Raw genomic sequence first — 15,295 nt, forward strand, 5'->3', positions numbered from 1 at the left:
TTTCTATACTGCCTTTTTTCATAATCATACCTTTCCTAAATTCTCGTTAATTCCCTCTTCTGTTTGCGAACTTTTCACAGAGGAGATACGTTCCTTGTATAAACAATACAAAAAGAGAATATTATGAATTTTATCTGGTATATTCTGATAGGAATTATTGCCGGCTATGTGGCTGGTAAAATAACAAGAGGAGGTGGCTTTGGGCTGCTGGTCAATCTTGTTTTAGGAATTATTGGCGGTGTACTCGGGGGCTGGGTCTTTGCTTTACTTGGATTGGCGGCAACGGGTATTATCGGTAGTTTGATAACTTCTGTTGTAGGTGCTGTTCTGTTTCTGTGGATTGCATCTTTGTTTAGTCATTCGCGACAGTAAGTTACCTTTGCAATGTATTTATTTTATTAACTAACATAAAATTATTTGATTATGGAATGTGGAAATGCTAAATTTCTGGTAGGTCTTGGATTAGGTTCTGCCATTGGTGCGTTGGTTTATCACTTTTCGCGCACAGCGAAAGCTAAGAAACTGAAAAATGATGTGTTTAATGCCCTTCATGAGATTGAGGCAGATGCCGAAGCTGCAATGGAAGATGCAAAAGTAAAAGCTGTGAAAACAGGTGCTAAGGTTGCAGGTAAAGTAGCGGATAAGGCCAATGAGGTAAAGGAAAAACTAAGTGAGGTAGGCCAATAAGCCTACCTTTTTATATATATGTTCTCCCCGGACACTGTTTTGTTCGGGGATTTTTTTTGTATATAAAAAACAAAATCCTGGCGAAATCACTTCGACAGGACACTGTTTCATTTTACTTAAATGTGGCTACGTAATAAAATTATGACTAATTAATTAAATTCTGATACTGCAAAGATAGGGTGTTTACCCCATAGCCACAATCCCTTAAATAAGGTATATTACGTAGTATTTCTCACTATATATAGTTACTTGACCTCTTTTTTCCATTCTTTGCTTGCCGGATCATAGCGTTTGATGATACGTGCAGGGCTTCCGGCACATATTGTATAAGCCGGAACAGAACGGCTTACAACGCTCCCGGCAGCTACAACACAATGTTTTCCAAGTGTCACTCCGGGTAGAATGACTGCATTGGCACCTACCCACACGTCGTCTTCTATTGTCACAGGGGCAGTACTTACTCCTTGTTCATCAATCGGCTTTTCGGCATTCGCATAATTGTGGTTTAATCCGGTTACAGTCACATTCTGTGCCAGGTTTACATGATTGCCTATCTGTACAGGACCTATGATCGTATTTCCTAATCCCACGCGGGTATAATCTCCGATAATCAAATCTCCCACGGCATTGTTGAGACACGAGAAATCTTCCACAACTGAGTATTTGCCGAGTGAAAAGCTACGGAACGGTGGAAGATCTTTGCGTACGCTACGATAAATAACCGAACCTTTCCCCCGTTTCAAATATGCAAAATAAAACAGACGTATCCACCAGTTGGGGCGTGTTTTTACCGGATGCATAATGAATCTGTGTACGGCATGTTTTAAGCCCGGGTGTTGCTTAATGTTATGTTTTAGCTTTCTGATGTCCATATATGTTTGTTGGGTTTGGGAGGTTACTTCTTTTTCTTCTTCTCTACCAGATAATCGGGGATAGCCAGGCAGAGAGTAAATAACAGGGCGAACAGCAGGAACCACCAACTCAAAGAAGCTCTCCAGTCATAACAGGTAGCTATGATGCACCAGATGCTGCTGACAAGAAGAAGGATTCCCCATGAAGGCAAAAGCTGTCGGAATAATTTGTCTGCATAATCCCAGTTACCTTCCATTAGTACTACAGGAAGCTTTGAAACGGCCTTTTGCTTTGACATAGAATAGGGGCGGGGACGAGGAGTGTTACTATATACATGGATGTGGTCCATATATTCTATATAGATGTTCTGTTGTAATAATCTGCTTTCCAGATTGCTCTTCGGACTTCTCAGGTTTTGTTTCAGCCATTTGAAGTCTATGGCAATGTCCGTTTTTTCGAGTGCCGAAGAAAGTCCTGCCTGGACATGTCCTTGCCTGAATATTGAATTTCGGATTTCTTCATGGATTGCTTTCCAGCGAATCTTTCGGGTAGGACGGCATTCAATGATGTGGTGTAGTTGCATAGCCATTGTCCCCGATCCGTATGCGTTATTGATTTCTTTTAGCAGGCACGGAGATACATTGGTTGTTTCTCCCAGAATGATAGCTATGTCGTATAGCGACTCATCCAGTTCTTTTATACTCTGATACAGATTTTCGTAAGTGAGCAGGGTATATAACTCTTCCGGATACTTTTGTTTACAGATTTCTGTTCCCGGAGGAACCAGAAGTATAAAACGATGCATATTCCCGGTAGCCGGATATTTCTCTGATCTTCTGAATAATGCTGCTAAAGCAAAAACAAATAGATAGATGCCGGCTATCGCAATGCAGAGAAAGAATATGCTGTCTGCAGTATAGAAAAGAGTGTCTGCCATATAAGCTGTATATATTATACGTTTTCTTTTTGTATAAATGCAGTAACAGTTTTCAGGATAATTCTCATGTCTATCCAAAAAGAGAATGTTTTGGCATATTTTATATCCAACTGTTTACGCTCATCTGCCGACATCTTTCCTGAATCTCCACGCTTTTCTACCTGCCAAAGTCCTGTCAATCCGGCCGGAGCCATAAAGCGGTCGATGTATTCGTCGCTGGTTAATAACTCAGCTTCGTACAGTGGCAAGGGGCGGTTACCTACTATTGACATGTCTCCTTTCAATATATTGATAAGTTGAGGCAATTCGTCAATGCTGTATTTACGAATGAAACGTCCTACCCGCGTGATGCGTGGATCGTTTTCGAGTTTGACAAATGCATTCTCCTGTTCGTGGCTTCTTTTGTTGATATACGCTTCTTCTGAAATGACAAAGTCATCAGAGATTAGTACTATCCCGTCTTCATTTTCACTAAGCTCGGGCATTTCTCCCCAGATGATATCTTCGGTTGTCTCTTCTTCGGCTTGATATTGATTCAGGGAGTTGAAGTCTTTCAGATGCTTGTCGGCATTCGTATACATGGAACGAAATTTCAGGAAATCAAATATCTCATAGTTGCTTCCTACGCGTTTTGATTTATAGATAATGGCTCCTTTGCTCTCCAGGCGGATAGCTATCGCAGTGATAATGAGTAAGGGAGACAAACCTAACAGTGCAGTGCCCGAAAAGAGTATATCGAAATATCTTTTCCAGAGAGGAAGTCTGAATGTTTGTATATTTTCTCCTCTTTTTTGCAGGTCTTTTATCTTTTGTTGCTTTCTGCGTTTCTGAAAGCTTATCAGGCTGTCTATTGCATCCTGAGGGCTTTCAAACGGTATGGTGTTGTTGATACCGGCTTTCAGATATTGCAGACTTTCTTGTTGTGTAAGTGAATCCATCACTAATACCATATAGATACCGGGATACTTTTTCCGCAAAGACTCAATATCTTTGATATCTGTCTGTGTATTAGTCTGTTCGTATAATATGATTATATCAAACTTCTCCCGTATCTTATCTATTATTTTGATAGCCTTATCACATGTAGCTACATTGTAAAATTCCCCTTTGGGGAGTTTGGAAAAGCGTTTAATCGTTTTTTCGTATCTTCCGATATAGATAAGATGTAGCATAGAAAGACTTAGTCTATAATTTTTTTAATACGGACTTTAAGTTCAAGAGGATTGAATGGTTTTAGGATGTAATCGGCTGCTCCCTCTTCCAGAAGCCTGATTCTTTCTGTTGTGCTTTCTTCGCTTGAAAGCATAATAATAGGTATGGATTTGAATAACTCATTTCGTTTCATGTAAAGCAAGAATTCATCTCCCATCATTTCCGGCATACGGATGTCCGAGATAATAAGATCCGGAACGTTCCCTTCATTCAGCCACTCAATGGCTTTAATAGGATTTTCATGATAGGTGAAATCGTAATCTTTTCCCAAATAGATGGAAACTACTTTTGCGATGGATGCCTTGTCATCAATGAGCAATATTTTTTTTCTCATGTCTATAATAAAACTTTTTACTTTGCTTGCTTTGTTGATACGTGATTGATGCCTTTCTTGTCTCAAGCCGTGCAAATATATATAATATTTTTATAACTGTGTTCTTTTACGATAAAGTTATTTTCTGTTTTCAAATAAAGTCTGTTTCCCGTGTAAAATAAAAGCCGGATTCTCTTGTTTTCCGGCTTTTACTTTATTTTTAATTCTTATTGTTCTGGAAGGTGCCGTCGTTGTCGAAGGTGTTATACCATTTTCCGTTTTCTGTACCACCACTGGTTACCCAACCTTCAAATTCTTTGTATACATCTTTGATATTGCGATATTCCAGAGGCCATTTGAACGACTGCGGTATGATAATACCCCAGGCAAGATTCTCTTTGCTTATGTAGTACTTCGTGCCCGATGAACCATCATCATTTCCTCCGAACAGTTGAGTGTTGGCCAAATTGCTTGGCTGATGTCCCGGCATATGAATTTCTTTTCTCTGCTGAGCTCTGTCGGTGATGATGAAGAAATTCATGTTGTTGATGTTGAAGGCACTTTCTTCTATGCGATTGGTCAGGTTCACAGTGATTTCTATTTCGGGAAGATCACTGTTGCTTACATTATTGTCACTGCCAGACTGGGTATTGATGAACTCTCTTGTATTCTTTCCCATCAATTTGTGTGCATCGTCAAAGAGAGGTATCACAGCTTGGCTCTGACCTGCTTCAACTCCACTGTTTTGAAGATTGAATGTGGTAGGTTTATGGGCTTTGTATACAATGCTGCTTATACTGCTTGCCGGTACTTTGTCTAACATTACAGCGGCAGCGATAGCTTTGGTTGCTCCTACGGCACGAAGGGTAGCAGTGAATGTTACTTTGCTCGTTTTGTTTTTACTGTCAAGTTCATACTTCAAACCTTTGAGCTGTATTACAATGTCATTCATGTCATAGTCACCGTAGAGAGGCCATTGGTCTTCAAATAGCAGCGTGTATTTATTGGCTGTTTCTACAATAATTGGGAATTCCGGTTCAGTCGGAGGAAGCGGATTGGTAACGGAACCTTCACTACATTCTGTTTTGGCGATTTCTACAGGATTGGTGGATTCACTTGCCCATTCGGCACCACCTGTCATTGTCCAGCGGGTATTCCACGGATCTCTCATTGCTTCGGGATGCTCGTTACATACAATCTGCATATTACCGGAATAGTGAATGATATCATTATTGTTGGGATTTGTAGCAATTGCTTTTTTTATTTTAAGAAGCGCTTTCTCGCTACCTGTACCCTTGAATCCTCTGGCAGTGGTATGATAATTGTATTCGGCCTGCTCTTCTACGACAAACATAGACTTGGCACCCAATTCTATTAATGTATTGTCCATATACAGGTTGCTGGTCTTAATAAATGCACCGGCGTCATTTATGATTTTAGCTTCGTGCAGATCTAATAACTGATTGACGATTAGTTTGCATTTGTTGAGGCTATAATCATTCCAGCCTTCTATGTGCATGTTCGTGGTAGTCCATTCACCTTCATTTTCCCATGAGCCGTTTGTACAGTTGAGGTTAGTCAGTTGGGATACGGTTACTTTATTGATATTCTTTATATGACTATCACCTGTGATAGCTATATCGGTGGCAGTCGCTTCTCCTTCATTCAGCATGTTAGAGTTTCCGTTCGTGCCGGTCAGTTTACCGGAGATATTTATAATACCCTTTTCTCCATTATAGATGAAAGAATTGTTGGCATAAGTGACATTACGGGCGGTGAGAGTACCCTGGTTATACAACTTATAGTTACTATCCAGTTGCATATCGTTTTCTATCTTTAATGTTGCCCCTTTACCTACTGAAATCAGACAGTTGCTTTGGCCATTATTCTTTGATTGTGGCATTGTTACAGTCACATTGGGCAGTATGAATAGTTTGCAATTGGCAGCAAGGTATATTTCTTCGCTCAGCGTTATGTTTTCGGTAACATACAAACTAACCCCTGACGCCCAAATATTTATTTTGGTTGTCTTTGCAGTAACTTTATAACTGCCGTTGGCTTTAAAGTTGTTTTGATCGAATATTTCATTTGTGGGTGATGCTTCGGGGAATATACTTTTATCTTCACTGTCTGGTGCTGTCATTGTCGTGGATGCCCGTGTGCTCATGCTTCTGGTAGCTTGTGTAGTCACCGGAGTACTGAAATCACAATTAACGACACCGTTCTCTGTGCTGTACGCACGGATTGATGCCAATCCATCCGGAGCAGTCTGGCGAATGTAAAGCAGCGGAATCGAATTGGATACGGGCAATTCGGTAGTGAAGTCCTGACCCAATTTGGCAAATCCTTTGGTCAGGAGGGTTGCATCCGGAGATATTACAGGATTGTTGTCGAACACTTCTACTGTATAATGATATTGTCCGTTAAAAGTGTCGTTAACCTTCACATTGAGGTTTATCGAAGAGAATAATAACCAGTCAAAGCCATTAGGAGCACTTATGTTACCCATTGGATTTTGAGCACGGTAATTGGGATCATAGAAGTTCTTATCGCTATCTACACAACTGCTAAAAACAACTCCACTTACTATAAATGTAGCTGCCAGTGATTCCCGGAAGTTAATTTTCATACATTAAATATTGCTTATTTTGTCTACTGTAATTTGCTATAACAACAAATAGCCTTTACTATTTATCACAAAGATATCTATTTATTGTATGATAACAACCTGTTAGGGGAGATAAAGTTTTGCTTGTTAACATCTTTTTAGATATTATTGGATGGATATTGCAACTTTCTTTTGTTGCTCTTTCAATAACTTTTATTTCTCTGTTTATCAGTGGTATATGCTGTGCTTGTTTGTGTGTTGTAAAAGATGGTTGTAATAAAAGTTGTATATTCTGTTCATTGTTTATTATTGGATTTTCTTTACAAGCAGAGGAGTCATGGATTACAGTAACAGGTTATTGTTATCATGATGCTTATTTTGACTGTTTCTTCTTTCAATATATGATTGAGATGTCTGTATTTGGGGAGGATCAAGGTAAGTATATAGAAAAATATTTTTAGTTGATAATAGATATATTTATTGAATTTTTACTATTAAGAACTGTGTTTTCTCTGCTCCGGTTACTATTCAAGAAGATTAATGATTGTGTATTGGAACCCAACAGGATAAAAATATTCATCTGTAATCTATTATTTATTATTTAGGACTAATGCCTGATTTTTAGCTAAATACCGAAAATATTCCCTGGGACTCTATATCGGTTGATTGAAAACTTCGGAGTTAGGGAATATATTGTCTATTTCATTTTATCCTATTGACTTCGTTATTTCTCCCACCAGGCAAGAGTTCATTTTGTATCTGATTTCTTTGTTACTCAATCCGTGTCCAAGCAGGAACATCAGTTTGGTTACTGCACATTCCGGGGTGCTGTCGTATCCACTGATTACACCTGCCTGCAATAGTTGTATTCCGGTTTCGTACCGTTCCATTTCTACTGCTCCCGAAGAGCATTGGGTAATGTTGACAATGATAATGCCTCGTTCTGTAGCCTCTTTTAGCTGTTGGATGAACCAGGGTTTCTGAGGGGCATTTCCCGAACCGAAAGTTTTCAATACCACCGCTTTCAATCCCTCCACGTGAAGCAGGGAGGTGACGATACTTTCCTGTATGCCGGGGAAAAGAGTTAATATCACCACATTGGAATCGAACAGATAATGTGGTTTCAGTGGTTTGGAGAAATCTGGTTTGCGGATTAAATTAGGTTCATATTTAATATGGATACCGACACGTGCCAATGCCGGATAGTTGAATGAGCGAAAGGCATTGAAGTTTTCGGCGTTGATTTTGGTAGTACGGTTGCCCCGCATCAGGTGATTTTCGAAGAAGATACATACTTCCGGTACTATGGCGGTACCGTCCGGATTTTTGGCTGCGGCTATTTCGATAGCGGTTATCAGGTTTTCTTTTCCGTCTGTTCTCAGGGTTCCGATAGGAAGCTGTGAGCCGGTGAGGATGACTGGTTTGCTTAAATTCTCAAGCATGAAACTCAAAGCCGAAGCTGTATAGGCCATTGTGTCTGTACCGTGCAAAATGACAAAGCCATCGAAGTTGTCATAATTATAGTTGATGATCTTTACGAGCTTTGCCCAGTAAAGAGGTTCCATATCAGAAGAGTCAATGGGAGGGTCGAATTGATAGGAGGAGATCCGGTAATTAAAACGTTTCAATTCGGGGACGTGTTTCAGCAGGTGGTCAAAGTTGAAATTTTCTAAGGCACCTGTTTCCGGGTTTTCTATCATTCCGATAGTTCCTCCAGTATATATTAACAAAACGGAAGGGCAATTTGCTATCATATCTGTGGCTCTTTTGTTAAATCGGCGACAAAGATATAAATTTATTATGATTTATGGATTATCGTTAGGTAAGTTTGTGAGTTGACAACTTGTCCCCCCTGTCAACTCACAAACTCATCAACTTACTCCCGAATTGCTTCCAGCAGTCGTAGGATTGCTTTTTCAGGATCTTTTTCTTCTTCCAGTAAAGTAACAAATCGACTGCCTATAATACCTCCCCGCGCATTGTCACAAGCTGCACGGAAGGTAGCTTTGTTCGAAATTCCAAAACCCACCATGCGCGGATTGCGCAGTTTCATTTCGTCTATCTTCTTGAAGTAAGCACGCTTTTGCACATCAAAATCCTGCTGGGCACCCGTAGTGGCAGCCGAAGATACCATATAAATAAACCCGTCTGTATGGGCATCTATTTCACGTATGCGTTTTTCGCTGGTTTCGGGAGTGATAAGCATAATTACTTTAATACCATAACGTTCGGCTATGGGGCGGTATTGTTCCTGATAGTCGCGAAAGGGAAGATCGGGAATAATAACCCCATCAATACCGCATTCAACGCATTGGCGGCAGAAGTTTTCAAACCCAAACTGCATGATAGGATTCAGATATCCCATAAATACAAGTGGAATTTTTACATCTTCGCGAATGCCGTGAAGCTGTTCGAAAAGCCGTTTGAGCGACATGCCGTTGCGAAGTGCCCGTGTGGCTGCATTCTGAATCACAATGCCGTCTGCCATTGGATCACTGAACGGAATTCCGATTTCAATCATACTTACACCGTGCTTTTCGAGGGTGCGGATAACGTTGGCTGTTCCCTCCAATGTAGGAGTACCGGCACAAAAATAGATAGATAGCAGGTCTTTTTTATCGCTGCTGAAGAGTTGATTGATTCTATTCATGTTCTTATTCTTTCTTTATTGTTAGCGTAATTCGTTTAAAAACTGATGGATACGTTGCGCATCTTTTCTTCCCGGTTTTACTTCAAAGCGACTGTTGAGATCGTAGCCCACCAGTAGGGGATGCTGAAACTCTTTGAGTGCTTTGGCGCTATAAGGATTGATACCGCCACTCAGTATGAAGGGAGTACGTCCTTTATAGATATGCAGAATGCTCCAGTCGAATTGATTGCCCGATCCTCCGCGTTGTTCGCATTTTGTATCAAAGAGAAAGTATTTACAGAAATTACTGTAATTGTGTACGTTTTGCAGGTCCTTTCTGCTGGCTATAGGGAATGCCTTGATAAGTTTCAGCCCTGACAACTGGAGTGACCGGCAATATTCCGGCGATTCATTTCCGTGTAATTGAATGAAGTCCAGACTGAAACGGTCGGCAAACATTTCTATTGTCTGCTTATCTTCGTTAACAAAGACTCCGACACGGCGGGCATTGGCAGGCATATAATCGGGCATTTCGCATAAGTAACGTGGAGATTTGGGATAGAAGATGAACCCGATCATGTCGATGTCCGGTGATTCTACTTCACGGATATTTTCTCCTTCACACATGCCGCAAACTTTGATTAATTTGTTGTTTACCATTTTCTTGAGGGATTAAGAGTTATTATGTGGTTATTTTATCTATAAAATCTTTGAGTGTTTCACCCGGTTGCCCGGTTCGCATAAAGGTTTCGCCGATAAGAAAGCCTCTGAAACCGGCATCGCGTAACTGAGATACGGTTTCTGGTTGAGAAAGTCCGCTTTCGGATACGCGTATGATGTCTTCCGGCAAATGTTCTGCCAGACGGAAGGAGTTGGCAACATCTGTATGAAAGCTCCCGAGGTTACGGTTGTTGATACCTACCATATCTGTCTCCTTATTTATATAAGTAAGCTCGTCTGCACTATGAATTTCGAGCAGAACTTCAAGACCGAGTTCGTGAGCTTTGGCAGTCAGTGCATGGCATTCGTCCTGTTCGAGTGCAGCAGCAATAAGCAGCACTGCATCGGCGCCTACGATACGGGCCTGGTAGAGCTGATACTCGTCGATAATGAACTCTTTCCTCAGAATGGGCAGATCCACCAACGGGCGGGCGATACGGATATCACGTAATGTTCCGCCAAAGAATTTCTCATCTGTAAGGATAGATAGTGCAGAAGCACCAGCAGCGGCATAATCGGGAATGATCTCCTCCGGACTGGCTGTTTCCTTTATCCAGCCTTTGGAGGGAGAACGGCGTTTGAACTCGGCAATAATACCACTGGAAGAAGTAGCTAATGCCTGTTTCATAGAGCGGGTAGGAGGGGCGTCACTAACCCCTTCGTATAATTGTTCGATTGTAATGGATTGCTTCTGCAACTCCACCTCAATCCGCTTGTTAGCGATAATTTCTGATAATATATCGGGCATAGGAAAAATAGTGATTAATGATTAGTGATAAGTGATTAGTGATGAGCGATAAGTGATTAGTGGGCTGCGAGATCATCCGCATGGCACTAATCACTCATCACTAATCACTCACCACTATTTATAAATTTCTTAAGCGTATCCAGTGCCTTTCCGCTTTCCAGCGACTCGCGGGCAAGGGCAATACACTCTTCTATTGGCTTCTCCGGACAAATCACGTTGATGGCAAAGGCAGCATTGACAATTACTACATCTTTTTGTGCTTCGGTAGCTGTATTTGCCAGTACATTGTCGAATATCCTTGCGGCATCTTCCGGTGTGTTTCCACCGTCCAGATCCATCTCTGTGTAACGAGAGAAGCCAAGACTTTCGGGGGTGTAAATTTTTTCACTCTCGCTGGTAGCTACTTTGAATTCCTTTGTCAGGGATATTTCGTCATATCCGTCCAGGCTGTGGACTACTGCGAACTTAATATTGCTTGCCTGATAAGTGTAGCTATACAGACGAAGTAACGGCAGATTGTAGACGCCCAACAGCTGGTAGCTCGGTAGTACCGGATTGACCAACGGACCAAGCATATTGAAGAACGTACGTACTGCCAGTGATTTGCGTACCGGAGCTACTGCTTTGAGTGCCGGGTTGAAGAGGGGAGCGTGCAGATAAGCGATGTTACACCTCTCCATAGAACGCCGTAACTTATCAACATCATTGGTGAATTTCACACCGTGTTGTTCCATTACATTGCTGGCACCACTAACGGAAGTTGCTCCGTAGTTTCCATGTTTCACAACCGGAAAACCGGCTCCGGCTACTGTGAAGCAGGCTGCTGTAGAAATATTGAAGGTGTTTTTTCCATCACCACCCGTACCTACAATGTCAATAGGAGAGAACTCACTCAGATCGACAGGGACCCGCATCTCGAGTAAAGCATCGCGGAAACCACATAATTCCTCTACGGAGATATTGCGCATCAGAAAAACGGTGATTAAAGATGCCACCTGTACATCATTGTATTTGCCCTGTGCTATGTTTTGCAGGATGATACGGGCTTCGTCCCGTCCCAGGTATTGGTGCTCGAAGAGCTTATATAAAATCTGTTTCATACATTTATGCATTTAAAAAGTTCTGAATGATAACTTTGCCCTGTGGTGTCAACACCGATTCGGGATGGAATTGAATGCCATGTACATCGTACATCCGATGGCGCAATGCCATGATTTGCCCTTCCTGGCTTTCGGCTGTAATTTCCAGACACTCCGGGAAGGCGTTGCGGCTTACTACCCATGAATGGTAGCGCCCTACGGGTATTTCGTGTTCCAGATTCTGAAACAAAATATCGTCTTTGATGATATGAACCGGAGTTTGTACACCATGGTATACATCCGTAAGGTTTTCCAGTGTGGCACCGAATGCTTCGCCGATAGCCTGATGGCCCAGACAAACGCCGAGAATACTTTTGGTTGGGGCATATTGTTTGATGATGGGCAATAACAGACCGGCTTCTTCCGGTATACCGGGACCAGGTGAGAGGATGATCTTGTCAAAGCGTTCTATTTCACTGAGTGCAATCTGATCGTTGCGGAATACTTCTACATCTTTGATTCCCAATTCTTTCACTACATGCAGCAAATTATAAGTGAAAGAGTCGTAGTTATCTAAAAGTAATATCTTCATTGTCTTTAATTTTTAAGTGTTACTGCCAGGTCTATTGCTTTCTTCAATGCACCCAACTTGTTGTTTACTTCCTGCAATTCATATTCGTCCTGGCTGCGGGCTACAATACCGCCTCCTGCCTGGAGCCACAGTTCATTGTTACGACTCACAAAGGTACGAATTGTAATGGCTTGGTTTAAGTCTCCGTTTAGTCCGATGAATCCGATGCAACCGCCATAGGCGCCGCGGTTGTGCGGCTCTATCTCACTGATAAGTTGCATGGCGCGTACTTTGGGTGCACCGCTAAGAGTACCTGCCGGGAAAGTGTCGATAAACGTTTTCATGGAGCTGCTCTCTTGGTTGAGTACTCCGCTGACGCGGCTGACCAGATGGATCACATGACTGTAATACTGTGGTTCTTTGTAGAACACTACACGCACATCATGGCAGTTGCGGCTGAGATCATTTCGTGCCAGATCTACCAGCATGACATGCTCTGCATTCTCTTTCGGGTCTGCAAGCAGAGCCTCTGCGAGTTCTTTGTCTTTGATAGAGTCGCCTGTGCGGCGGGTAGTTCCTGCTATGGGATCAATACAGGCTTGTTTTCCTTCAATTTTGCAGTGTGTTTCGGGAGATGAACCGAAGATGCGGTAACCGCCAAAGTCGAAATAAAACAGATAAGGGGAAGGGTTAATGCTGCGCAGAGCACGGTATACTTTGAAATCATCACCGGCATAAGGCTGTACGAATCTTCTCGATAAAACAATCTGGAAAACATCGCCACGCAGACAGTGTGCGATACCTTTGCGAACATTTGCTTTGTGTTGCTCATCGGTGATGGGGCTTGTTACCGGACCGGTCACGGAGAAGTTATAAGATGCGTAATTACGGTTTTCGATGGTAGATTCCAGTTCCGGCAATCCGCTCTCTTCTCCTTCGCTGAGCATTTCTACAAGCGTAAGCTCGTTTTTGAAATGGTTGAAGATGATGATATACTTATATAAGATGTACAATATATCCGGTGCATCATTCATCTGGTCGTGGCTCTCTTTAATGGGGATATGTTCAAAGTATTTCACGGCATTGAAAGTGGTATAACCATAGAGTCCGCATACTTCCTTGTGTTCTCCCGATACATGAAAACTGTTAATGAAGCTGTTAATGGCATTTTCTACTGTGAAGGTTTCTGTCAGCGGCTTTTCTTCGCGGGTATTGTCCGGATAGGTAGTAGTGACAAGGTCGTTGTTGACACCTACGCTTGCCAGTGGGCAGAGAGCGATGTATGACATGGAATTCTCTCCGGCATGGAAGTCTGAGCTTTCCATGAGTACCGATTGCGGATACATATCGCGTACCTTAAGGTAGATACTTACCGGAGTATGCAGGTCGCCAAGTACCTGTTTGCTATTGGTCTTATAATTAAACATGGGGTTATTTACGATTAGACGATTTACAATTTACGATTGAAACTACTTTGATTTACGATTAGACAATTTACAATTTACTATTTACGATTGAAGTTACTTTATTTATAAATAAGGGTAATCCCAATCGTAAATAGTAAATCGTCAAATCGTAAATCCCAAATAGGTTTCAATATCCTTATCTCCTCTTCCCGACACTGTTAATACTACCACATCTTTCGGGTTGAACTTTAACTTTTTGAGGGCACCTAATGCATGGGCCGATTCGAGTGCCGGAATGATTCCTTCCAGTTTTGTCAGTTCGTAGGCGGCTTCTATGGCTTCGTCGTCATTTACGGCCAGTACTGTGGCGCGATGCTGCGATGCAAGGTTGGCATGTATCGGTCCGATGCCCGGATAGTCCAATCCGGCAGAGATCGAGTAGGGTTCTTCAATCTGCCCGTCCTCGTCTTGGATGACGAAGGTACGTGCTCCGTGAATGATACCCATTTTCCCGAGTTGGATAGTTGCTGCAGTCTGTCCGGTTTCTACGCCCTTTCCTCCGGCCTCTGCCAGAACGATGCGTACCCGTTCGTCATCCAGATAATGATAGATAGTACCTGCAGCATTACTTCCTCCACCTACACAGGCGATAAGATAATCGGGATAGTCGCGTCCCTCTTTTTCTGCAAGTTGTTTTTTTATCTCTTCACTGATCACCGACTGCAACCGTGCTACCATGTCCGGGTAAGGGTGAGGACCAACCGTAGAGCCGATGATGTAATACGTGTCTGCCGGATGACAACACCAATCGCGTATTGCTTCGTTGGTAGCATCTTTCAATGTCATATTTCCCGATGTTACCGGGATAACTGTTGCGCCGAGCATTTTCATCTTCTCTACGTTGATATGCTGGCGTTCCACATCTGTCTTGCCCATGTAGACAATGCACTCCATATTCATCAGTGCACAAACGGTGGCTGTAGCTACTCCATGCTGTCCGGCACCTGTTTCGGCGATGATACGAGTCTTGCCCATTCGGCGAGCCAGCAATATCTGACCGATGGTATTGTTTATCTTATGAGCACCGGTATGGTTGAGGTCTTCCCGTTTCAGGTACATCTTACATCCGTATTTCTCTGAAAGGCGGCGTGCCAGGTAGAGAGGGGAGGGACGTCCTACGTAGTCGCGCAGTAGTTGGTCGAACTCCTGTTTGAAACTCTCATCATTCAGTACGGTGAGGTATGTATTCTTTAATTCTTCTACACATTTGTGAAGTATTTCGGGGATATATGCTCCGCCAAATTCTCCATAATAACCATCTTTGTCAACTTGATAACTTTTCATATATTCTTCTTTTTATAATTAAACTCTGTTGTAATGCCGGCTGAGCCGGGTTCGATAAATGGGCGGAAATGAAAAGAGCCCTGTCGCAGGTTGCGACAGGGCTCTTTCAAATCTGTTATATCTTTAATGAGGTATATACATACGAGCACTGCTCCCTTACGACTGTCGGAGTTGTAACGGGCGCCACCA

At 42.3% G+C, this 15,295-nt stretch carries 16 protein-coding genes; 2 read left to right on the forward strand and 14 right to left on the reverse strand.

The window, feature by feature from the left end:
* Window positions 1–123 precede the first annotated feature (123 nt).
* A complete protein-coding gene (locus QX565_RS20345) occupies window positions 124–372 on the forward strand; it encodes a GlsB/YeaQ/YmgE family stress response membrane protein (RefSeq protein ID WP_002560852.1) in 249 nt (82 codons plus the stop codon).
* Between the two features lie 51 nt (window positions 373–423).
* Window positions 424–687, forward strand: coding sequence for a YtxH domain-containing protein (locus tag QX565_RS20350; RefSeq protein ID WP_221649040.1), 264 nt, complete (start codon window positions 424–426; stop codon window positions 685–687).
* A 245-nt stretch (window positions 688–932) separates the two neighbouring features.
* Here the strand turns inward: QX565_RS20350 and QX565_RS20355 are convergent, their stop codons facing one another.
* From QX565_RS20355 to QX565_RS20420, 14 genes are all read right to left on the reverse strand, one after another.
* Window positions 933–1,559, reverse strand: coding sequence for an acyltransferase (locus QX565_RS20355; RefSeq protein WP_221649039.1), 627 nt, complete (start codon window positions 1,557–1,559; stop codon window positions 933–935).
* Between the two features lie 23 nt (window positions 1,560–1,582).
* Window positions 1,583–2,476 (reverse strand): hypothetical protein, encoded by an 894-nt coding sequence (locus QX565_RS20360; RefSeq protein WP_289294179.1) that lies wholly within the window; start codon window positions 2,474–2,476, stop codon window positions 1,583–1,585.
* Window positions 2,477–2,490: 14 nt separating this feature from the next.
* The gene (locus QX565_RS20365) at window positions 2,491–3,648 is read right to left on the reverse strand and encodes a sugar transferase (protein ID WP_289294181.1); all 1,158 of its coding nucleotides are present in this window, start codon (window positions 3,646–3,648) and stop codon (window positions 2,491–2,493) included.
* 8 nt (window positions 3,649–3,656) lie between these two features.
* Entirely contained in the window at window positions 3,657–4,022 is a 366-nt protein-coding gene (locus QX565_RS20370; protein ID WP_044095214.1) for a response regulator, read from the reverse strand.
* Between the two features lie 199 nt (window positions 4,023–4,221).
* Entirely contained in the window at window positions 4,222–6,630 is a 2,409-nt protein-coding gene (locus tag QX565_RS20375) for an LruC domain-containing protein (RefSeq protein ID WP_289294184.1), read from the reverse strand.
* 686 nt (window positions 6,631–7,316) lie between these two features.
* A complete protein-coding gene (locus QX565_RS20380; RefSeq protein ID WP_002560845.1) occupies window positions 7,317–8,363 on the reverse strand; it encodes an asparaginase in 1,047 nt (348 codons plus the stop codon).
* A gap of 122 nt (window positions 8,364–8,485) precedes the next feature.
* Complete coding sequence (gene trpA / locus QX565_RS20385; RefSeq protein ID WP_289294186.1) at window positions 8,486–9,259, reverse strand: tryptophan synthase subunit alpha; 774 nt, start codon at window positions 9,257–9,259, stop codon at window positions 8,486–8,488.
* 21 nt (window positions 9,260–9,280) lie between these two features.
* On the reverse strand, window positions 9,281–9,898 hold the full coding sequence (locus QX565_RS20390) for a phosphoribosylanthranilate isomerase (RefSeq protein WP_221649033.1): 618 nt from the start codon (window positions 9,896–9,898) through the stop codon (window positions 9,281–9,283).
* A gap of 22 nt (window positions 9,899–9,920) precedes the next feature.
* Entirely contained in the window at window positions 9,921–10,706 is a 786-nt protein-coding gene (gene trpC / locus QX565_RS20395; RefSeq protein WP_221649032.1) for an indole-3-glycerol phosphate synthase TrpC, read from the reverse strand.
* A 104-nt stretch (window positions 10,707–10,810) separates the two neighbouring features.
* A complete protein-coding gene (trpD, locus tag QX565_RS20400) occupies window positions 10,811–11,806 on the reverse strand; it encodes an anthranilate phosphoribosyltransferase (RefSeq protein WP_221649031.1) in 996 nt (331 codons plus the stop codon).
* A 4-nt stretch (window positions 11,807–11,810) separates the two neighbouring features.
* Window positions 11,811–12,377 (reverse strand): anthranilate synthase component II, encoded by a 567-nt coding sequence (locus QX565_RS20405; RefSeq protein ID WP_002560840.1) that lies wholly within the window; start codon window positions 12,375–12,377, stop codon window positions 11,811–11,813.
* Between the two features lie 5 nt (window positions 12,378–12,382).
* The gene (locus QX565_RS20410; protein WP_289294189.1) at window positions 12,383–13,783 is read right to left on the reverse strand and encodes an anthranilate synthase component I family protein; all 1,401 of its coding nucleotides are present in this window, start codon (window positions 13,781–13,783) and stop codon (window positions 12,383–12,385) included.
* A 141-nt stretch (window positions 13,784–13,924) separates the two neighbouring features.
* Window positions 13,925–15,106 (reverse strand): tryptophan synthase subunit beta, encoded by a 1,182-nt coding sequence (trpB, locus tag QX565_RS20415; RefSeq protein WP_289294190.1) that lies wholly within the window; start codon window positions 15,104–15,106, stop codon window positions 13,925–13,927.
* Window positions 15,103–15,295: hypothetical protein (locus QX565_RS20420; RefSeq protein ID WP_289294191.1), on the reverse strand; the 193-nt coding region annotated here is incomplete at its 5' end. The genes trpB and QX565_RS20420, both read right to left, overlap by 4 nt.

Source organism: Bacteroides sp. 41_26 (assembly GCF_949740115.1).
Lineage (GTDB): Bacteria > Bacteroidota > Bacteroidia > Bacteroidales > Bacteroidaceae > Bacteroides > Bacteroides nordii.